The sequence below is a fragment of the Kocuria sp. KKT182 genome (genome assembly GCF_055635395.1).
In genome coordinates, this window is sequence record NZ_CM145757.1 from 3,448,567 (window position 1) to 3,468,764 (window position 20,198).

A 20,198-nucleotide genomic window follows, 5' to 3' on the forward strand; every position below is an offset into this window, starting at 1 on the left:
CGCGCCGAGGGGGCCCGTCCGGACGGAATGTGACTGACTGACCGTGCGAACGAGACCCCTCGGCGTGAGGGGGATGCTGAACGAGACTCCTCGAGCTGGCCTAGGTGTGATGTCCAGGGAGGTTGTCCCGCCGCAAGGCGGTGAGTCGGGCTGACACGGGAAGGCCTCCGGTAGTGAAGTGGAGCTGTCTAGTTCACCGCTTCACCCACCGGAGGCCTTCATGTCCCACGTTAACGCCGTCCTGACCCCTCGTACACGCCTACGCCTGGCCCGGCTGATCGTCGAGGATCAGTGGACCTACGCCGCGGCGGCCAAGATGTTCATGGTCTCTGCCCGCACGGCCAAGAAATGGGCCGACCGCTACCGGGCCGAAGGCCAAGCCGGGATGGCTGATCGCAGCTCTCGCCCGCGCACCAGCCCGACCAAGACCGCCCCCGGGGTGGTCCGGAGGATCGTGGCCCTGCGGTGGCGACACCGGCTGGGCCCAGTGCAGATCGCCGGCCGACTCGGAATGCCGGCCTCGACCGTGCATGCGGTGCTGGTGCGCTGCCGGATCAACCGGCTCTCCCGCATCGACCGGGTCACCGGCGAACCCCTGCGCCGCTACGAACACGACCATCCCGGATCACTGATCCACGTCGACGTCACCAAGTTCGGCAACATCCCCGACGGAGGTGGCTGGCGCTACCTCGGTAAGCAGCAAGGCGACCGCAACCGCGCCACCACCGATACTCAACGCCGCAAAGGCCCAGTACGTGGCCCCCTGATCGGGACCGCCTTCGTGCATACCGTGATCGATGACCACTCCCGGATGGCGTACGCGGAGATCTGCACCGATGAGAAGGCTGCCACCGCGATCGGGGTGCTGCGCCGAGCCAGGGCGTGGTTCGCCGACCAGGGCGTCACCGTGGAGCGGGTGCTCTCGGACAACGGGTCCTGCTACCGCTCCCATGCCTGGGCCCAGGCCTGCGCCGAGCTGAGCATCAAGACCAAACGCACCCGCCCCTACCGGCCCCAGACCAACGGCAAGATCGAACGCTTCCACCGCACCCTGGCCGATGGCTGGGCCTACGCCCGGTTCTACCCCTCCACGGCAGAGCGCGACGATGCCCTACCGGGCTGGCTGCACTTCTACAATCATCATCGAGCCCACTCCGCACTTGGAGGCCAGCCACCGGTCACCCGCCTGACCAACCTCCCTGGACATCACACCTAGGCCGCCGCGTTGCGGACGGCCTGGGCGAGCACCTGCAGGCCGTCGCGCAGCAGCTCCTCACCGATGACGAGCGGGGGCAGCAGGCGCACGATGTTGCCGAAGGTCCCGCAGGTCAGGATGATGACGCCCTGCGCGAGGCACTCCGCGGCGATCGCCTTGGCGGCGTCGGCGTCGGGCTCCGTGCCGCCGGGCCGGACGAACTCCAGGGCCATCATGGCCCCGCGGCCGCGGATCTCGCCCACGGTGCCGGTCTCCTCGGCCACCGGGGCCAGCTCCTCGCGGATGATCTCCTCGATCCGGCGGGCGCGGGCCACGAGGTCCCACTCCTCGATGGTCTGCAGCGCGCCGAGGGCGGCGGCGCAGGCCACGGGGTTGCCGCCGTAGGTGCCGCCGAGGCCGCCCGCGTGGACGGAGTCCATGATCTCGGCGCGGCCGACCACGCCGGACAGCGGCATGCCGCCGGCCACGCCCTTGGCCACGGTGATCAGGTCGGGGACGACGCCCTCGTGGTCCACGGCGAACCACTCGCCGGTGCGCGCGATGCCGGACTGGACCTCGTCGACGACGAACACGGCGCCGTTGTCGGTGCACCACTCGGACAGCGCGGGCAGGAAGCCGTCGGCCGGCACGATGAACCCGCCCTCGCCCTGGATGGGCTCGATCACGACGGCGGCCACGTTCTCGGCGCCGACCTGCTTCTCCACCTGGAGCAGCGCGCGGCGGGCGGCCTCGGCGCCGGTCATGCCCTCCGGGTCCCGGAACGGGTAGGACACGGGCACGCGGTAGACCTCGCCGGCGAACGGGCCGAAGCCCTGCTTGTAGGGCATCACCTTGGCGGTCATCGCGAGGGTCATGTTCGTGCGCCCGTGGTAGGCGTGGTCGAACACGACCACGGCCTGGCGGCCGGTGTGCACGCGGGAGATCTTCACGGCGTTCTCGACGGCCTCGGAGCCCGAGTTGAACAGCGCGGCCTTCTTCTGGTGGTCGCCGGGGGAGAGCTCGGCGAGCTTCTCCGCGACGGCCACGTAGCCTTCGTACGGGGTGACCATGAAGCAGGTGTGGGTGAAGTGCGCCACGGCCTCCTGCACCTTGGCGACCACGGCGGGGGCGGAGGCGCCCACGCTGGTCACGGCGATGCCGGACCCGAGGTCGACGAGCTGGTTGCCGTCGACGTCGAGCACGATCCCGCCGTCCACGTCCGCGGCGTAGGCGGGCACGGAGGAGGCGACTCCGGAGGCGACGGTCGCGGCGCGCCGCTCGGACAGCTCGCGGGACTTGGGGCCCGGGAGGGCGCCGTCGAGGTGACGGACCTGCTCGAGCCGGTACTGGATCTCGGTCACGACGAGATCTCCTTTCGGTGGGGACGGGACGGTGGGGACGGGACGGTGGGGACGGGACGGAACGGTCGGGGGCGCCGGGCGGGAGTGCCCCGGCACGGGACGGCGGCCGCCGCAGCTGCCTGCGACGACCGCCGTCCCGGTGCGGGAACGCGGGTCAGGACCTCAGGCGGGGGTGCCGGTGCCGGGGTTCGGGACGTTGGCCCAGGGGTTCTCCACGCCGATGTACTGGGTGGTGGTGTACTCGTGGAGGCCCTCGGCCCCGCCCTCGCGGCCCAGGCCGGACTGCTTGACGCCGCCGAACGGGGCGGCCGCGTTGGAGATCACCCCGACGTTGAGGCCCATGAGGCCGAACTCGATGCGGTCGCCGATGCGCAGGCCGCGGGAGATGTTCTCGGTGAACACGTAGGAGGCCAGGCCGTACTCGGTGGAGTTGGCCAGGGCCACGGCCTCGTCCTCGTCCTTGAAGGTGACGACCGGGGCCACGGGGCCGAAGATCTCCTCGGTCACCGCGCGGGCGTCGACGGGGACGTCGCGCAGCAGGGTGGGCTGGAAGAAGTAGCCGGGCCCGTCCACGCGCGCCCCGCCGACGACGACCTTCGCCCCGCGCTCCACGGCGTCGGTGACGAACTCTTCGACGGAGTCGCGGGCCTTGGCCTCGACCATCGGGCCCACGCTCACGCCGTCGTCCACGCCGTTGCCCACGGTGAGCGCGGCCATCTTCGCGGCCATCTTCTCGACGAACTCGTCCACGACCGACTCGTGCACCAGCAGCCGGTTGGCGGCCGTGCAGGCCTCGCCCATGTTGCGCATCTTCGCGGCCATGGCGCCGGCCACGGCCTTGTCGATGTCGGCGTCCTCGAAGACGATCAGCGGCCCGTTGCCGCCGAGCTCCATGGAGGTGCGCAGCACGTTGTCCGTGGCCAGCTTCATCAGCTGCTTGCCCACCGGGGTGGAGCCGGTGAAGGAGACCTTGCGCAGGCGCGGGTCGGCCATGATCGGCTCGGAGACCGCCGCGGCGGACTTGGAGGAGACGACGTTGAGCACCCCGGCCGGCAGGCCCGCGTCCAGCATGAGCTGGGCGAAGTACTGGGAGGTGAGCGGGGTCAGCCGGGCGGGCTTGAGCACCATGGTGCAGCCGGCGGCCACGGCCGGGGCGACCTTGCGGGTGGCCATCGCCAGCGGGAAGTTCCACGGGGTGATCAGCAGGCACGGGCCCACGGGCTTGTGCGTGACCAGCATGCGCAGGTTGCCCTCGGGGGTGTCGAGGTAGCGGCCGTAGTCGCGCACGGCCTCCTCGGCGAACCAGCGCAGGAACTCCCCGCCGTACTTGACCTCCCCGGCGGCCTCGGCCAGCGGCTTGCCCATCTCCAGGGTCATCAGCAGCGCGAGGTCCTCGGCGCGCTCCTGCACGAGGTCGAACGCGCGCCGCAGGATCTCCGAGCGCTCCCGGGCGGGGGTGCGGGCCCAGGACTCCTGGGCGTCGGCGGCGGCGTCCATCGCGGCCTGGGAGTCCTCGCGGGTGGCCGAGGCCATGGTCGCGATGACCTCGCCGGTGGCCGGGTTCTCCACCTCGAAGGTCCCCCCGTCCGAGGCGTCGCGCCACCGACCGTTGATCAGCAGTCCCGTGGGGGTCTTGGCGAGGACCGCCTCGATGCGGTCCTTCATGCCGGTGGCCGCGGGGGCCTTGTCCGTGGTGCTCATGTATCAGCCTCTCTTCTCGACGCGCGCCGGGCCACCGGGCACCGGTGGCGCTGCGCTGCGTCAGGGGGTTCGTCGGACGGGCGGGCGACAGCACTGGGCCCGCCCGTCCATCGTAGGACTCCGGACGGGCTCCCCCGCGGGGACGTCGTCACCGGGTGACGCCGAGCCGGGGCGGAGCCGGCGCCGAGGGGCCGCCACGGTCCCCCGACTGCTCCAGGCTAGCGCCGGGGCGACCCAGCAGGATGCTGAATCTTCGTGACGTCGTCGTGCACAGTGCACAGAGGCACGACGGCGGGCTACGGCGTCGACCGGTCGGGCCGGTCGGACAGCCGCAGGGCGATCCACAGCTCCGCGCGCAGCTGCGGGTCGTCCACGGACCGGCCGAGCGTCTCCTCGATTTCCTGCAGCCGCTGCTGCAGGGTGTTGCGGTGGATCCCCAGGGCCTCGGCCGTCCCGCTCCGGTTGCCGTTGTGGGCGAGGAACGTGCGCAGCAGGGACAGCCGCCCGGCCCCGTCGAGGGGGCCCAGCAGCTGCCGCGCCCAGGCCCGGGCGGTCTCGGGCGGGAGGAGCCCGGCGACGCCGCCCGCCACGAGGTCGTCCCACGTGCCGACGCGCTGGCGGTCCGTGGTGCGCTCCAGCGCCTCGCGGGCCTCCCGGTCGCTCGCGTCCGTCTCGTGCACGGCCGCCGGGCCGCCGATGCCGGCCCGCAGCCCGGAGGCCTCGGCGGCGGCACGCACCTCGGCGAGCCGCTCCGGGAGGTCCTCCAGCAGCACCGCGACGGTCTGCTCGCCGCCGGGCTCCGTGGCCGGCGCCCCGACGAGCACCGGTCTCGCGCCGTGGGCGGCCTGCGCCTCGAGGTGCCGCACGCCGTCCCGCAGCTCCTCGGCGCCGCCGCGCAGGCGGGCCACCCGCACCCGGGGCGCCGTCGACCACGTCGTGTCGTCCGCCACCCCCAGCAGTGCGTCCGCCGAGCGCACCTCGCCGTTGAGCAGGAGGGCGAGGGCCCCCGCGCGGACCCGGCGGCGGAACAGCGCCTGCTCCGCCGCGCGCTCCGCGTGCAGCGAGAGCAGGGCCACGGCGGTGGCGATGACGCCGGTCCGGACGGGGTCGGCCGGGCCGGGCAGGACCACCACGAGGTAGCTCTGGGGGGCGCCGTCCACCCCGAGGGGGTGGACGACCACCGCGCCGGCCGGGCCGGACTCGCTCAGGGACCCGCGCAGCCCGGCCGGGCGCAGCCGGTCGAGGAGCTCGGGGAGCGTCCGGCCCGCGGGCAGCTCGGGCAGCCCGGGGCCGGAGCGCTCCACGATCCGGGCGTCCGCCGCGCAGACGCCGGCCCACCCGCCGCCGAGCACCGACACCAGCGTGCGCACCACCCGGGCCGGGCCGTTCCGCCCCACCGCGGCCCGGGTCAGGCGCCGCTGCTCGGAGAGCATCGCCTCGAGGGCGGTGCGCGCCTCCGCCGCGCGCATCTCGGCCGCGGCGCGGATGATGCCCAGGAAGGGCGTGCGCTCGGGGACCCGGAACAGGGTCAGCCCGGCGTCCCGGCACGCCGCGGCGAGTGCGTCGGGCACGCGGAGGTAGGACAGCTGTCCGCCCACGCCCAAGCCCAGCGCCACCACGCCCCGGTCCGTGAGCCGGCGGACGTACTCCGTCCAGGAGTGCGCCCGGGCGGAGGTGTGGAGGCCCGTCAGGAGGAGGACCTCCCCGCCCTCGAGGTACGGGGTGGGGTCGGCGAGCTCGCTGGTCACCACCCAGCTCACCGGCAGGTCGGTGGCCGCCTCGACGACGGGCTCCAGCCCGAGCCCGGGCAGGCCGAGCACCTGGGCGACCGTGACCATGGGCAGTCCTCCTCTTCCGCAGTCCTCGCTGTCCTTCCCGGCGCGGCGGCCGTCTCAGCTCCGCTGCCTGCGGCGCTCGACCTCGGCGACGAGCCGGTGCTCGGCGTCGGCGCCCGGCCGGATCCCGGTGGGGATGCGCAGCAGGAACACGAGCCCGAGCAGCCACCACAGCCCGAAGATGGTCCAGGCGGGCGCGCTGAGGAAGGCGGGCATCCCGGGCAGGTACAGGCTGATCAGGGCGAGGCACAGCACGACCGAGAGCACGCCGATCGCCGTTCCGCCGTGGCCGTGGCCGCCGATCCGGAAGGGGCGTTCCATGCCGGGCTCGCTCCGGCGCAGGATCACGAAGACCACGGAGACCAGGGCGTAGGCGATCACGATGGACGGGGAGCCGGAGTCCACGAGCCAGCCCAGCATCTCGGCGCCGAAGAACGGGGCCACGAAGGAGAGGGCGCCCACGAAGAGCAGGGCGTTGGCCGGGGTGCCGTACTTCGGGTGGAGGCGGCCGAACCACTGCGGCACCATCCGGGAGTTGCCGAGCGCCCAGAGCAGGCGGGACGCCCCCATGAGGAGCGAGTTCCAGGACGTCAGGATGCCGGCGAGGCCGCCGGCGATGAGCAGGTTGGCCACGGCCGTGCTGGAGAACATGGCTCCCATGGCGTCCGCGACCGCGATGTCCGCGCCGGCGATGTCCGCGCCGGACATCGCCGAGGACGTGGTGAGCACGACCATGACGTACCAGGCGGCGGCGAGCAGGACGGAGACGATGATGGTCCCGCCCAGCTGCTTGGCCGGCAGGTGCATCTCCTCGGAGACCTGGGGGATGACGTCGAAGCCGACGAACAGGAACGGGACGGTGACGAGCACGAGGAAGAAGCCGGCCGTGCCGCTCGTGAAGAACGGCTCCATGGTGTCGACCGAGCCGCGGGTGAACGCCCCGAAGATCATCATGAGTCCCACGATCAGCAGGAAGAGGATCACGAAGATCTGCACCATGGAGGCGTGCTTCACGCCGCGGATGTTGATCGCGGTGATGATGACGGCGGTCAGCGACCCCACCAGCGCCCAGGTCAGGTTCACCTCGAAGCCGGCCACGGTCCACAGCGGGATCTGGCTCAGGCCCGGGAAGATGTACTGCAGGGTGCGGGGGACCGCCACGGCCTCGAAGGCCACGATGGTGATGTAGCCGCCGGTGATGGCCCAGGACCCGACGAAGGCCCACCGGGCGCCCATGCCGCGCAGGAGGTAGTTGTGCTCCCCGCCCGCGTACGGCATGGCGGCGACGAGCTCGCCGTAGACGAGTCCGACGACGGCCATGATGAGCCCGCCGGTGACGAGGGCCAGCACGGAGCCCATGGTCCCGGCCTCGGCCAGCCAGTCGCCGGTGAGGATGACCCAGCCGAAGCCGATCATCGCGCCGAAGCCGAGGGCGATCGCGTCGAGGCGGCCCAGGACCTTCTTGAAGCCGTGGTCCTCGCGGTCCGGGGCGTCGGGCCCCGCGCTGCGGGGTTCGCTGGTGCTCATGGGAGTTCTTCCTTCTGTCGAGGACACCCGGACGAGGTGCCTGATCGGACCCGCCGCACGGCACTCCCGGCGGCGAGGGCACAATTTATACAGGGATTGTTTCGTCCCTGTGTGCCGCCTGGAAGCCCCCGGCCGCCCGCAGCTCGCTCGGCACCGTATCTTTGCGAAAGAGAATCTGTTCGCCGCTTCCCTGAGGATGCCATGACCCAGCGCCGGGCCGCCCTGTTCATCGATTTCGACAACTTCTTCGGCGGTCTGCTCGGCAGTGATCCGACGGCGGCCATGGCGCTGGCCGAGCGGCCGTCCGTGTGGATCCACCGGCTGGCCGCGGCGAGCGGCGGGGAGGGCGCCGACAGTACCCGGCGCTGGCTGGTGCTGCGGTGCTACATGAACCCGTCCGGGAGCGTCGCGCATCCGCTGAACCCGGGGCAGAGGCTGTACTTCTCGACGTTCCGCCCCTTCTTCACGCAGGCCGGCGTCGAGGTCGTCGACTGCCCCAGTCTCACCCGGGGCGCGAAGAACGGGGCAGACATCCGGATCGTGATCGACGTGATGACCGCATTGCAGCACCACGCCCACTACGACGAGTTCGTCCTGGCCTCGAGCGACGCCGATTTCACGCCGCTGCTCCAGGTCCTCAGGGCCCAGGACCGCAGGACCTGCATCATTGCGACCGGGGCCACGGCGGTGGCCTACGAGGCGCTCGCGGACCAGTACCTCGACGAGCAGGACCTCTTCGACCTCATGGCGCCTGCGCCGGCGGAGGAGCCCGTGCCCGGCTCCGGGGACCGGGTGCCGGCCCCCGGAGGGTGCTTCTCCCCGGGCGCCGCGCCGATCGCGGGCCCCTCGGAGGACCCGGGGGCGTGGCACGAGTTCTGCGCGGTCGTGCGCAGTGACTACGAGTCCTCCGAGGGGCCCGTCAGCCTCTCCCGCCTGGCAGGTCGGATCCACGCGGACATGGGAGAGGTCGTCACCCGTACCCGGTGGTTCGGCAGCGGCTCCTTCCGCCGGGCCGTGGAGCTGGTCGACCTGCCGGAGGTCGAGTTCTCGAACCTGCACTTCTGGCACCGCACGAGGCACCGGGCGCCGGGGCCGGCACCCGCGGCGCCGCCGGCTCCTGTCCGGCCGCCGCTGCCGGCGGCCGTCACCCGCTTCTGCGACGTCGCGAAGATGCCGCGGCTCTGCCGGGCGGTGCTCGCCAGCGTGCTGGAGCAGGCGGTCCTGGCGGGCTTCCATCCCTCCGCGGCGGAGCGGCAGGAGCTGGCCGCCTGGCTCGGGGCGGGCGCACCGGCACCCGTGCCCGCGGACTAGGCTGGTCCGGGACAGCCCGTTCCCGACGAGAGGACCCGGACCATGGACAACCTGGACAGCCTGCCGAGCGCCTCGGTGGAGGAGATCCCCGAGGGCGCACGCGTCCTGGACGTGCGCGAGGACGAGGAGTGGGAGGCCGGGCACATCGCCGGTGCCCAGCACATCCCGCTCCGGCAGCTCCCGGAGCGCTACGGCGAGGTGCCGGTGGACGAGGACGTGTACGTGATCTGCCGCTCCGGCGGCCGGTCCCTCAAGGCCACGGCGTACCTCCAGCAGTACGGCTTCGACCCCATCAACGTCCTGGGCGGCATGGGGGCGTGGATGGACGCCGAGAAGCCCATGGTGTCCGAGACGGGCGAGACCCCGAACGTCCGTTGAGGTACGCCTACCTGGGCCCCGCCGGCACCTTCACCGAGGCCGCGCTGCTGAGCGTGGCGGGCGCCCGTGAGGCGGAGCGCCTCCCCGTGTCCTCCGTGCCCGTGGCGCTCGCGGCCGTCCGCTCCGGCGAGGTCGACGCCGCCATGGTGCCCATCGAGAACTCCGTGGAGGGCGGCGTGACCGCGACCCTCGACGCGGTGGCCACCGGCAGCGAGCTGCGCATCGTCCGTGAGGCGCTGGTGCCCATCAGCTTCGTCCTCGTGGCCCCGCCGGGCACGGCGCTCGCCGACGTCCGCACGGTCTCCACGCACTCCCACGCCTGGGCCCAGGTGCGGGGCTGGATGGACGAGCGGCTGCCGGGCGTGGACTACGTCCCGGCGTCCTCCACGGCCGCCGCGGCGCTCGCGCTGCTCCCCGGCGGGGCGGGGCGCGAGGGGCCGGCGTCCCGGGCGGGCTTCGACGCCGCGGTCTGCTCGCCCGTGGTCGTCGAGCAGCACCCCGAGCTCGAGGTGCTGGCGGAGGACATCGGGGACAACAGGGCCGCCGTCACCCGGTTCGTGCTCGTGGCCCGGCCCGGGGTGCCCCTGCCGCCGCGCACGGGCGCGGACCGCACCACGCTCGTCATTCCCCTGTGGGAGGACCGCGCCGGGGCCCTCATGGAGATCCTCGAGCAGTTCGCGACCCGGGGGGTCAACCTCTCGCGGATCGAGTCGCGGCCCACGGGCAACTTCCTCGGGGAGTACTTCTTCAGCGTGGACGTCGACGGTCACATCCTCGACGCCCGGGTGGCGGACGCCGTCGAGGGTTTGCGCCGCGTCTGTCCCAGCACGCGCTTCCTCGGCTCCTATCCGCGGGCCGACCACAAGGTGGCGACCGTGGCCCCGCACCACTCCGACGACGCCTTCCGCGAGGCGGCGGCCTGGGTCGCAGCCCTGCAGGACAGCGACCGCCGGACCCCGGAGAACCCGCCGGCGCAAGGCGCACCGGGCGGCGCGTAACGCGAGGACGCGCACCGCACCCCCGCTTGTTAGCAATTGCGAATACATGCACCATGGGGAGTGCGGGCGCGTCCGTGCCCGCGATCTTCAGCCGGTGTCGATCGACCCCCCGGGTCGGGACCGAGCCCGACCGGAGGTGCCACCATGCCTGCTCCCGCCGTCCGCCGCCTCGCCCTCGCCGCCGCCCCGGCCCTCCTGGCCTGCGCGCTCGCCGCTCCGCCGGCCGCGGCGGCCGCGCCGCCCGAGCCGAGTCAGGTGGTCCGCGTCGAGATCGGCCCGAGCCCCGTCGTCGGGGACCCCCGGACCGCCGACGCCCTCGACCTCGTGCCGGCCTCCCGGGTCGTCCCGGAGCCGGTCGCCTCGGTCACGGACCGCGGGCAGGGCCCGCTCGTGGCCGTGGGACTGGCCGTGCTCGCCCTCGTGGCCGCGTTCGTGGCGGGCCTGAGCCGCCGGCCCGATCCCGCCGACTGACCCGCGGGGCCCGGGCGCCCGTGCGGGTCAGTCGCCCTGGGAGGGCGGAACCCGCACGGAGAGCGCGCCCGGGAGGATCTCGGACTCGAACCCGTTGATCAGCCCGGTGCCGTCCCCGTCCATCTGGGACTCGATGGGCTCGTGGAACTCCACGCGCACCTTCTTCGCGGCGAAGAACTCGATCACGGGCAGGTCGCGCCGCTGCCGGAACACGACCTTGGCGGCCATCAGCGCCCACTCCAGCGTGCTGCGCGGGGACATCACCACGAGGTCCAGCAGGCCGTCGTTGATCTTCGCCTGCGGCACCAGGATCAGGCCCGCGGTGAGGATCCCGCAGTTGGCGGCCATCACGGAGCGGACGCGGCGGCTCTGCCACTCGCCGTCGTCGATCCGGAAGCGGGCCCACCGCGGGGGCGCGATCAGGTGCCGGACCCCGGCCTCCCCGTAGGCCGCCCAGCCGACCAGCTTCTTCAGCTCGTCCCGGGTGTCCGTCATGATCTGGGCGTCGAAGCCCGCCCCGCCCATGACGCAGAACGCGTGGTCCCCCACGGTCCCGTCCTCGAGCTCCACGCGGAACGTGGCCATGTCGATGGCCCGCTCCGCGCCGAAGAGCGCGATGTCCACGTTGCGGTGGGGATCGCCCAGGTCGGCGCCCAGGTTGCGGGCCAGGAGGTTGCCGGTGCCCAGCGGGATGAGGCCCAGCGGGGTGTCGTGGCCGACCAGCGCCTCCGCCACGGCCCGGACGGTGCCGTCGCCGCCGGCGGCGATGACGAGGTCGGCGCCCTGCTCGAGCGCCTCGCGGGTCATCGAGGAGCCCGGGTCGTCCTCCGCGGTCTCGTAGAACACGGGGTCGGGGAACCCGCCCTTGCGGCACCCGATGATCACGGCGTCGCGGGCGACGTCCGCGTCGGCCTTGATGGGGTTGATGACGACGGCGACCCGTTTGGGGGCCACGGGAGTGGCGGTCACGGAAGGACTCCTCGGTTCTGCGGCGCCGGGGACCGGTGGCGCCGTGCGGTGGGGCGGTGGCGCCGCGGCACGGGGCCGCGGGCCCGCGGCGCCGGGCGGATCGCGACGGGCCTCCACCCTAACCCCCGTCGCGTCCGGAGGACTTGGGTACCCTGTCAGGGTGATCGACATCAACCAGCTCCGTGAGAACCCCGACGTCTTCCGCGCCTCGCAGCGTGCCCGCGGGGCGGACGACACCCTGATCGACCGGATCCTGGAGGCGGACGTCGAGCGCCGCCGGCTGATCACCGAGTACGAGTCCCTGCGGGCCGAGCAGAACGCCTTCGGCAAGCAGGTGGCCCGGGCCCAGGGCGAGCAGAAGCAGGCGCTGCTCGCCGAGGTCAAGGAGCTGGCCGCCCGGGTCAAGGAGGCGCAGGCGGCCGCGGAGGCCGCCCGTGCCGGTCAGGACGAGCTCGTCGCGGTCGTCGACAACCTCGTCCTCGACGGCGTCCCCACGGGCGGGGAGGACGACTTCGTCCTGCTCCGGACCGTCGGGGAGCCCCGCGACTTCGCCGCGGAGGGCGTCGAGCCCAGGGACCACCTGGAGATCGGCGAGCTCGTGGACGGCATCGACATGGAGCGGGGGTCCAAGGTCTCCGGCGCCCGGTTCTACTTCCTCAAGCGCGACGTCGCCCGGCTCGAGACCGCCCTGCTGCTCATGGGCCAGGACCAGGCGCTGGACAACGGCTTCGTCCCCATGACCACCCCGAACCTCGTGCGCCCCGAGATCATGAGCGGCACGGGCTTCGACGTCGCCCACTCCGACGAGATCTACCACGTGGGCAAGGACGAGCTGTACCTCGTGGGCACCTCCGAGGTCCCCCTGGCGGGCTACCACGCCGACGAGATCCTCGACCTCTCCGACGGCCCGCTGCGCTACGCCGGCTGGTCCTCCTGCTACCGCCGCGAGGCCGGCTCCGGGGGCAGGGACACCCGGGGCATCATCCGCGTGCACCAGTTCAACAAGCTCGAGATGTTCGTCTACTGCTCCCCGGAGGACGCGGAGGCGGAGCACGCGCGGCTGCTCGCGTGGGAGGAGGAGATGCTCGCCAAGTGCGAGCTCGCCTACCGGGTGATCGACACCGCCGCCGGGGACCTCGGCACCTCCGCGGCCCGCAAGTTCGACTGCGAGGCCTGGGTCCCCACCCAGGGCAAGTACCGGGAACTGACCTCCACGTCGAACTGCACCACCTACCAGGCGCGGCGGCTCAACATCCGGGAGCGGCTGCCCGAGACCACGGACGCCGCCGGCAAGGTCCGCAAGGGCGGCACCCGCACGGTGGCCACCCTCAACGGGACGCTGGCGACCACCCGCTGGCTGGCCGCCATCCTCGAGACCCACCAGCAGGCCGACGGGTCGGTGCGCGTCCCCGAGGCGCTGCGGCCCTACCTGCGCGGCCAGGAGACCATCCCCATCCGGCGCTGAGCCGCCGGGAGGCGTTCGGCTCCCGTTCATCTCACATCGACATCTCGGCCATCCTGTCGGTGTGATGTGGCACCATGTCCCGCATGACAAAAGAAAAGACCGCTGGCACCGAGGACCAGCACGAACTCGTCGGCATCAACTCCACCGTCCCGCTGAAGGTCGAGCACTCGGAGGACCTCAGCGACACGGCCGGCGGCACCACCGCGCCCGCGCGCTCCGCCGCCGACGTCCGGATCCCCCTCAAGGTCCAGCCTCCCCGCTCGAACGGGTGGAAGAAGGAGGCGGGGGTCCAGTACCTGGTGGCCCTCGACGTCGACGGCACGCTCGTCGACCACGACGGCCACATGTCCCGGCCGGTGCGCGAGGCGGCCCAGGCCGTGCTGGCGGCCGGCCACCACGTGGTCATCTCCACCGGCCGCTCCAAGGGGGCGACCCTGCCCGTGGTGGAGCTCATCGGCCAGGAGCGCGGCTACGCCGTGTGCTCCAACGGCGGCATGACGCTCGAGCTGGACCCGGAGCTGCCGGCGTACCACCGGGTGCTCGAGTGCGTCTCCTTCGACCCCGGCCAGGCCCTCGAGGCCCTCGAGCAGCGCCTGCCCACCGCGAAGTTCGCCCTCGAGACCGAGGACGGGTCCTTCTACTCCACGGAGCGCTTCCAGGACGCGTCCTTCGGCATCGAGGCGATCGGCGTGGACCTGCACCAGCTGGCGCGGATGAAGGCCGTGCGCATGGTGGTGTACAGCACGGAGCACACCCCGGAGGAGTTCGCCCGGGCGATCGACGAGGCCGGGCTGCACGGCGTCACGTACTCCGTGGGCTGGAGCGCCTGGCTCGACATCGCCGCCAACGGCGTCTCCAAGGCCAGCGCCCTGGAGCAGATCCGCCGCCGGCTCGGCGTGGACCCGTCCCACACGGTCGCCGTCGGCGACGGCCGCAACGACATCGAGATGCTCGACTGGGCCGCCCGCGGCGTGGCCATGGGCCAGTCCCCGGACGAGGTCGCGGCCGCGTGCCACGAGGTGACGCACACGGTCTACGAGGACGGCGTCGCCCGGATCCTGCGCTCCCTGCTCTGAGCCCGGCGGCTCAGAGCCCGTACTCCTCGAGCAGCCGCAGCCAGACCTCGCTGATGGTGGGGAAGACGGGCACCGCGTGCCAGAGCCGCTCCAGCGGCACCTCGCCGACCACGGCGACGGTCGCCGCGTGCAGCAGCTCCGTCACGTCCGGGCCGGCGAAGGTCGCGCCCACGAGGGTCCGGTGCCGGCGGTCGACCACGAGCTGGGCCCAGCCCCGGTAGTCGTCGCGGTGCAGGAGCGCCCCGGCCACGTCGATGGCGTGCTCCACGACGTCCACCTCGAGGCCGTCCGTGCGGGCCTGCTCGGCGGAGCGGCCCACGGAGGCCACCGCGGGGTCGGTGAAGACCACCTGCGGGACGGCGCACCCGTCGGCCGTGGACGCGTACGGGGACCACGGGGGCGCGGACGCCCCCAGCCGGCCGGCCGCGCGCGCCACGACCGCGTCCGCGACGGCGCGCGCCTGGTACTTCCCCTGGTGGGTCAGCAGGGGCCCGCCCGCCGCGTCCCCGGCGGCGTAGAGCCAGCCGCCCTCCGCACCCGCCACGAGGCCCGAGCCGTCGACCCGCAGCGCGGAGGGGTCCAGGCCGAGCTCCTCGAGGCCCAGGTCCGCGAGCGCGGGCCGCCGCCCCGTGCTCACCAGCAGCTGCTCCGCGGACACGGTCCCGCCGCCCTCGAGGTCGAGCTCGACACCGCCGCCGGCGGACCGGACCCGCTCCGTGGCCCGCCCCTCGACGACCGTGACGCCCTCGGCGTCGAGGGCCTCGGCGACCAGCCGCGCGGCGGTGGACGGGAAGGCGCTCAGCAGCCGGCTGCGGGCGACCACCGTGACCCGGGAGCCCAGGCGGGCGAAGGCCTGCGCGAGCTCCGTGCCGGCCACGCCCCCGCCGAGCACCGCCAGGGACCCGGGGACCTCCTGGGCGGCGGTGGCGTCGCGCGTGCCCCAGAACGGCACGTCCCCGAGACCCGGGACCGGGGGCACGACCGGCCGCGAGCCCGTGGCCAGCACCACGGCGTGCCGGGCCTCGAGCACCCGGACGCCGCCGTCCTCGGCGGTGACCCGGACCCGCCGGGGCCCGGCCAGCGCGCCCCGGCCCCGGACCAGGTCCACGCCGGCCCCGGCCAGCCACTCCGCCTGGCCGGTGTCGTCCCAGTGCGCCGCGAACCCGTCCCGGCGGCGCAGCACCGCCGCCGCGTCCGGCGGGCCGGTGACGGCCTCGGCCGCCCCGGCCACTCCGCGGGCGGCCTCGAGGGCCGCGCCCGGGCGCAGCAGCGCCTTCGAGGGCGTGCACGCCCAGTAGGAGCACTCCCCGCCCACGAGCTCCGCCTCGACGAGCGCGGCGCTCAGCCCGCCCCGCACCACGCGGTCGGCCGCGTTCTCGCCGACCGGACCACCGCCGATCACCACCACGTCGTACCTGTCCCGGGGCTCTGTCATGCCCCGAGTCTGCCAACGGGCGCGCCGCCCGACAACAGCCCCGACGGCGCTCGGGCAGGTGTGATCCGGGCCATCTCCATGAGAACGGAGTGCTAGCCTTCTTGCCAGGCCGGGTGACCACGTCATCGACGACGACCGAAGGGTGTGCCGTGATCGAGTACGTCTCCGACCGGTGGGAACAGATCCTCTTCGCCAGCTGGCAGCACTTCTCCCTGGTGGTCCAGTGCCTGGTCCTGGCCACGGTCCTGGCGGTGGCCCTCGCGGCGCTGTGCTACCGCTCGCCCCGGCTCACGACCGTGGCCAACAACGTCTCGGCCGTGGGGCTGACCATCCCGTCCTTCGCGCTCATCGGCCTGCTGATCGCCCCGCTGGGGTTCGGGGTGGCCCCCGCCGTCGTCGTCGTCACCTTCTTCGCCGTCCTCCCCGTCCTGCGCAACGCGCTCGTGGGGCTCGCCGGGGTCCCGCAGGCCACCGTTGAGGCGGCGCGCGGGCTCGGCATGAGCAGGGCGGCGACCTTCCTGCGCGTGGAGCTGCCGATGGCGTGGCCGGTCATCCAGGCCGGCATGCGGGTCTCGGCGCAGATGGTGATGGGCGTGGCCGCCATCGCCGCCTACGTGCTCGGCCCCGGCCTGGGCGGCTTCATCTTCTCGGGCCTGTCGCGGCTCGGGGGCGCCAACTCCTTCGCGTCGGTCGTCACCGGCGTCGTGGCCGTCATCGTCGTCGCACTCATCCTGGACGGGCTGCTCGTGCTGCTCGGCCGGCTCACCACATCGCGAGGTATCCGTGTCTGACTCCATGACCACCCCCCGCACAGACTCCTCCGTCACCGGGGCCCGGATCCTGCTGGAGAACGTCTCCAAGCGCTACCCCGGGCAGGCCAAGGCCGCGGTCGACGGCCTGACGCTCGAGATCCCCGCGGGCAGCATCGTCATGCTCGTGGGCCCCTCCGGCTGCGGCAAGACCACCACGCTGAAGATGATCAACCGGCTCATCGAACCCACCGAGGGCCGGATCGTCATCGACGGCCAGGACGTGACCTCGATGAACGGCGACGAGCTGCGCCGCGGCATCGGCTACGTGATCCAGGCCGGCGGGCTGTTCCCGCACATGAGCGTGGCCACCAACATCGGCATGGTCCCGAAGATGCTCGGCTGGGACAAGCAGCGCATCGCCGCCCGCGTGGACGAGCTGCTCGAGCTCGTCTCCCTCGACCCGGCCGTCTACCGCGACCGGTACCCGAGAGAGCTCTCCGGGGGCCAGCAGCAGCGCGTCGGGGTGGCCCGCGCCCTGGCCGCGGACCCGCCCGTGCTGCTCATGGACGAGCCGTTCGGGGCCGTGGACCCCATCACCCGCCAGCGGCTCCAGGACGAGCTCATCAACATCCAGCACGAGCTGCAGAAGACCATCGTGTGCGTGACCCACGACTTCGACGAGGCGGTCAAGCTCGGCGACTGGATCGCGGTCTTCGACGAGGGCGCCCGGATCGTCCAGTACGACGCCCCGGAGCGCGTCCTGGCGGAACCGGCGGACGAGTTCGTGGAGGACTTCATCGGCTCGGGCGCGGGGCTCAAGCAGCTCACCCTCACCCGGGTCCGGGAGGTCGACCTCGTCCCCGCGGTGACCACCCGCCCCGGCGAGGACGTCCGGGCGGTGCTCGGGCGGGTCGACGAGGCGGGCACCCGGGACGTCGTCGTGGTCGACGACCGCGGCCGGCCGCTGTCCTGGCCCTCCCGCCGTCAGCTCGAGCGCTTCGGGACCGTCCCCGGGGAGCGCAACGACCGCCTGCCCCTCGTCGGCACGAGTTCCACGCTCAACGACGCGCTGGACACCATGCTCGTCTCCAGCACGGGGGCGGCGCTCGTGGTGGGGCCGCGGGACCGGTTCGAGGGCGTCATCTACGTCGAGACCGTCATGGCCGCGATCACCGAGGCCCGCCGGGCCGTGGCCGCGGAGGACGCGCCCCTCGGCCACAACACGGGTGAGATGCCCGCGGTCAGCGCGAGCCCGGGAGGCGGGGACCGATGAGCGCACAGACCGAGCGCCCCGCCGCCGCGGAGCCGGAGCCCGCCGACGACCCCGTGTCACGCCCGGCCGCGGCCGACCCGGACCAGCGCACCTGGAAGGGCCTGCTCCTGCAGCCCGTGGCGATCCTCGCGGCGCTGGGCCTGCTCGTGCTCTGGCTGACCACGGCGGAGCTCACCGAGACGGAGGCCGTGACCCTGAGCCCCGCATCGCTGTGGGCCCTGACCCTGGAGCACCTGCAGCTGACGGTCGTGGCCACGGTGGTGGTCCTGCTCATCGCGATCCCGGTCGGCATCCTCCTGACCCGCAGACCGCTGCGCTTCCTCACGGGCCCGGTCATCGCGCTGGCGAACGTCGGCCAGGCCGCCCCGGCGGTGGGCCTCGTCGTCCTGTTCGCCTTCTGGTTCGGCTTCGGCTTCCGGGCGGCCGTGGTCGCCCTGATCGTCTACGCGATCCTGCCCGTCCTGAAGAACACGATGGTGGGCCTCGACGGGGTGGACCGCAGCCTCGTCGAGGCGGGCCGGGGCATGGGGATGAGCGCCGCCGCGGTCCTGTTCCGGGTCGAGCTGCCCCTGGCCGTGCCCGTCATGCTGGCCGGCGTGCGCACCGCCCTGATCCTGGTGGTCGGCACCGCGACCCTCGCCACGTTCATCAACGGCGGCGGGCTCGGGCTGCTGATCACCACCGGGGTCAACCTCAACCTCGTGCGGGTGCTGATCGCCGGCTCGATCCTCGTGGCGCTGCTCGCCCTCGCCATCGACTGGGTCGGCCGTGTCGTGGAGCACGTCGCGCGGCCGAAGGGACTGCGATGAGAACCTCCCGCGCCGCCGGCGGCGCCCTGCTGCTCTCCTGCGCCGGCCTGCTGCTGACCGGCTGCGGGCTCGAGCCGTCCACGGCCTACGTGCCCGACGCCGCGCCCGGCTCCATCCGGCCCGTCGAGGGCGCGGAGGGGACCGAGGTGCGGGTGACGTCCAAGAACTTCACCGAGCAGCTGATCCTCGGCAAGATCGGGGTGCTCGCGGTGCAGGCCGCCGGCTTCGAGACCGAGGACATCACCAACGTGCCCGGGTCCCAGCCGGTGCGCGAGCTCATGCTCTCCGGGGACGCCGATCTCACCTTCGAGTACACCGGCACGGCCTGGCTGACCTACCTCGGGCGGGCGGAGGGCATCCCGGACCAGCAGGAGCAGTGGCGGGCCGTGTACGAGGAGGACCTCGGCAACGGGCTGACGTGGGGCGCCCCGGCGGCCCTCAACAACACCTACGCCATGGCCGTGCGCTCCGAGTACGCCGAGGCCAACGACCTGGCGACCGTCTCGGACATCGCGGACCTGCCGGTGGCCGAGCGGACGTTCTGCGTGGAGTCGGAGTTCAACTCCCGCAGCGACGGGATGACCCCCCTGCTGGCCCACTACGGCCTGGACCGCGGCAGCGAGGTGCCCGAGGGCAACATCGGCATCTACGACACCGGCGCGATCTACTCGGCGACCGACGACGGGGAGTGCAACTTCGGGGAGGTCTTCTCCACGGACGGCCGCATCCCGGCCCTGGACCTGACCGTGCTCGAGGACGACCGGCAGTTCTTCCCCGCCTACAACGCCGCCCCCGTCTTCAGCACGGAGCTGCTGGACGAGTTCCCCGCGCTCGAGCAGGTCCTGGAGCCGATCGCCGCGGCGCTCACCGACGACGTGATGCAGGAGCTCAACCGGCAGGTGGACGTCGAGGGGCGGGACCCGGCCGACGTCGCCTACGAGTGGATGCTCTCCGAGGGGTTCATCGTCGAGCCCTGAGCCCCGCCCGCCGGGCCGCCCCGGGCCGGCTCGCACAGGCCCAGCAGCCGGGCCGCCGCGGGCCGGGCGTCCTGCTCCTCCTGCCACAGGGAGCGGGCCACCGCCTTGGACACCGCCTGCGGGGAGATGCCGAGCTCGGCGGCCACGGCCTTCTGCTGGCCGCGGGCCCCCGGCACGAGCAGGTCGACCACGCGCCACTCCGCGTCGCTGCGCTCCGCCACGATCCGGCCCAGCAGCCGCAGCACGGCCTGCGCCTGCGCCGCGGCGGGCGCGTCCTCGGCGACCACGCGCACCGGCACCCGGCCCGCGGCGGCCTCGGCGGCGGCGCGCGCGTGCGCCGTCCCGGGGCCGTCGGCGCGCAGGCCCGTCCGGCCCGCCGGGTCGGTCGCCGTCTCCAGCCGGACCGGCCCCACCCCGACCCCCACGCTCCAGGCCGATCCGCGCAGACCGGCGAGCGCGGCCGCGACCGCGGCGCCGGGATCGGCGGTGATGCCCTGCACCGCGTGCGCCCGGGCGCGCTGGAACGGCACCACGGTCTCGAGGTCCGCGAGGCGGCGCAGGAGGCCCGGCACGAGGTCGCCCGCCTCGCGGCGGCGCTGGTCCAGGGTCACGACGTACACGGTCCCAGTATCGGGCACGGGGGCCGCGGGGGAGGGGGGGCGCGG

Annotated in this window: 18 protein-coding genes; 11 read left to right on the top strand and 7 right to left on the bottom strand. The window is 73.4% G+C overall.

Annotation, left to right across the window (positions count from 1 at the left end; all coding sequences use genetic code 11):
- Positions 1-220: 220 nt before the first annotated feature.
- Positions 221-1,216, top strand: a complete 996-nt coding sequence (locus ACZ2G1_RS16090) for an IS481 family transposase (RefSeq protein WP_109222098.1) — start codon at positions 221-223, stop codon at positions 1,214-1,216.
- Here the strand turns inward: ACZ2G1_RS16090 and gabT are convergent.
- The 4 genes from gabT to ACZ2G1_RS16110 all read right to left on the bottom strand — a co-directional run bounded on the left by gabT (position 1,213) and on the right by ACZ2G1_RS16110 (position 7,619).
- Positions 1,213-2,556 (bottom strand): 4-aminobutyrate--2-oxoglutarate transaminase, encoded by a 1,344-nt coding sequence (gabT, locus tag ACZ2G1_RS16095; protein WP_336649958.1) that lies wholly within the window; start codon positions 2,554-2,556, stop codon positions 1,213-1,215. The two genes, ACZ2G1_RS16090 and gabT, sit on opposite strands and share 4 nt — an antisense overlap.
- Before the next feature lie 162 nt (positions 2,557-2,718).
- The gene (locus ACZ2G1_RS16100; protein WP_255250935.1) at positions 2,719-4,257 is read right to left on the bottom strand and encodes an NAD-dependent succinate-semialdehyde dehydrogenase; all 1,539 of its coding nucleotides are present in this window, start codon (positions 4,255-4,257) and stop codon (positions 2,719-2,721) included.
- A gap of 296 nt (positions 4,258-4,553) precedes the next feature.
- Positions 4,554-6,095, bottom strand: a complete 1,542-nt coding sequence (locus tag ACZ2G1_RS16105) for a PucR family transcriptional regulator (RefSeq protein WP_470377151.1) — start codon at positions 6,093-6,095, stop codon at positions 4,554-4,556.
- Between the two features lie 54 nt (positions 6,096-6,149).
- The gene (locus tag ACZ2G1_RS16110) at positions 6,150-7,619 is read right to left on the bottom strand and encodes an APC family permease (RefSeq protein WP_126349840.1); all 1,470 of its coding nucleotides are present in this window, start codon (positions 7,617-7,619) and stop codon (positions 6,150-6,152) included.
- Between the two features lie 201 nt (positions 7,620-7,820).
- Here ACZ2G1_RS16110 and ACZ2G1_RS16115 point away from each other — a divergent pair, with 201 nt between their 5' ends.
- The 4 genes from ACZ2G1_RS16115 (at position 7,821) to ACZ2G1_RS16130 (ending at position 10,777) form a co-directional block, all read left to right on the top strand.
- Positions 7,821-8,930 carry an NYN domain-containing protein gene (locus ACZ2G1_RS16115; protein ID WP_272027103.1) on the top strand — a complete coding sequence of 370 codons (1,110 nt, stop codon included), beginning with the start codon at positions 7,821-7,823 and terminating at the stop codon, positions 8,928-8,930.
- A gap of 42 nt (positions 8,931-8,972) precedes the next feature.
- Positions 8,973-9,308, top strand: a complete 336-nt coding sequence (locus tag ACZ2G1_RS16120; protein ID WP_017832057.1) for a rhodanese-like domain-containing protein — start codon at positions 8,973-8,975, stop codon at positions 9,306-9,308.
- Complete coding sequence (gene pheA / locus ACZ2G1_RS16125) at positions 9,305-10,306, top strand: prephenate dehydratase (protein WP_426120579.1); 1,002 nt, start codon at positions 9,305-9,307, stop codon at positions 10,304-10,306. Before ACZ2G1_RS16120 ends, pheA begins: the two co-directional genes overlap by 4 nt.
- Before the next feature lie 144 nt (positions 10,307-10,450).
- Positions 10,451-10,777 carry a hypothetical protein gene (locus ACZ2G1_RS16130; RefSeq protein ID WP_017832055.1) on the top strand — a complete coding sequence of 109 codons (327 nt, stop codon included), beginning with the start codon at positions 10,451-10,453 and terminating at the stop codon, positions 10,775-10,777.
- A 27-nt stretch (positions 10,778-10,804) separates the two neighbouring features.
- Here ACZ2G1_RS16130 and ACZ2G1_RS16135 read toward each other — a convergent pair whose 3' ends face one another.
- Positions 10,805-11,746, bottom strand: coding sequence for a diacylglycerol/lipid kinase family protein (locus ACZ2G1_RS16135; RefSeq protein ID WP_035925994.1), 942 nt, complete (start codon positions 11,744-11,746; stop codon positions 10,805-10,807).
- A gap of 160 nt (positions 11,747-11,906) precedes the next feature.
- Between ACZ2G1_RS16135 and serS the strand changes: the two genes are divergently transcribed.
- Together serS and ACZ2G1_RS16145 are read left to right on the top strand one after the other, a co-directional pair.
- Positions 11,907-13,211 (top strand): serine--tRNA ligase, encoded by a 1,305-nt coding sequence (gene serS, locus ACZ2G1_RS16140; RefSeq protein ID WP_470377152.1) that lies wholly within the window; start codon positions 11,907-11,909, stop codon positions 13,209-13,211.
- A 74-nt stretch (positions 13,212-13,285) separates the two neighbouring features.
- Complete coding sequence (locus ACZ2G1_RS16145; RefSeq protein WP_017832052.1) at positions 13,286-14,287, top strand: HAD family hydrolase; 1,002 nt, start codon at positions 13,286-13,288, stop codon at positions 14,285-14,287.
- A gap of 10 nt (positions 14,288-14,297) precedes the next feature.
- On the opposite strand, the gene ACZ2G1_RS16150 is transcribed toward ACZ2G1_RS16145, so the two are convergent.
- Positions 14,298-15,722 (bottom strand): dihydrolipoyl dehydrogenase family protein, encoded by a 1,425-nt coding sequence (locus ACZ2G1_RS16150; protein WP_336649950.1) that lies wholly within the window; start codon positions 15,720-15,722, stop codon positions 14,298-14,300.
- Between the two features lie 149 nt (positions 15,723-15,871).
- Between ACZ2G1_RS16150 and ACZ2G1_RS16155 the strand changes: the two genes are divergently transcribed.
- The 4 genes from ACZ2G1_RS16155 to ACZ2G1_RS16170 are packed head-to-tail and all read left to right on the top strand — an operon-like array spanning position 15,872 to position 19,533.
- The gene (locus ACZ2G1_RS16155; RefSeq protein ID WP_017832050.1) at positions 15,872-16,513 is read left to right on the top strand and encodes an ABC transporter permease; all 642 of its coding nucleotides are present in this window, start codon (positions 15,872-15,874) and stop codon (positions 16,511-16,513) included.
- A 4-nt stretch (positions 16,514-16,517) separates the two neighbouring features.
- Complete coding sequence (locus ACZ2G1_RS16160; RefSeq protein WP_095651067.1) at positions 16,518-17,747, top strand: ABC transporter ATP-binding protein; 1,230 nt, start codon at positions 16,518-16,520, stop codon at positions 17,745-17,747.
- Positions 17,744-18,556 carry an ABC transporter permease gene (locus ACZ2G1_RS16165; protein ID WP_229588695.1) on the top strand — a complete coding sequence of 271 codons (813 nt, stop codon included), beginning with the start codon at positions 17,744-17,746 and terminating at the stop codon, positions 18,554-18,556. The genes ACZ2G1_RS16160 and ACZ2G1_RS16165 overlap by 4 nt, the downstream gene beginning before the upstream one ends.
- A complete protein-coding gene (locus ACZ2G1_RS16170; protein ID WP_017832047.1) occupies positions 18,553-19,533 on the top strand; it encodes a glycine betaine ABC transporter substrate-binding protein in 981 nt (326 codons plus the stop codon). Before ACZ2G1_RS16165 ends, ACZ2G1_RS16170 begins: the two co-directional genes overlap by 4 nt.
- Here ACZ2G1_RS16170 and ACZ2G1_RS16175 read toward each other — a convergent pair.
- Entirely contained in the window at positions 19,491-20,153 is a 663-nt protein-coding gene (locus ACZ2G1_RS16175) for a hypothetical protein (protein WP_470377153.1), read from the bottom strand. The genes ACZ2G1_RS16170 and ACZ2G1_RS16175 overlap by 43 nt on opposite strands.
- Positions 20,154-20,198 lie beyond the last annotated feature (45 nt).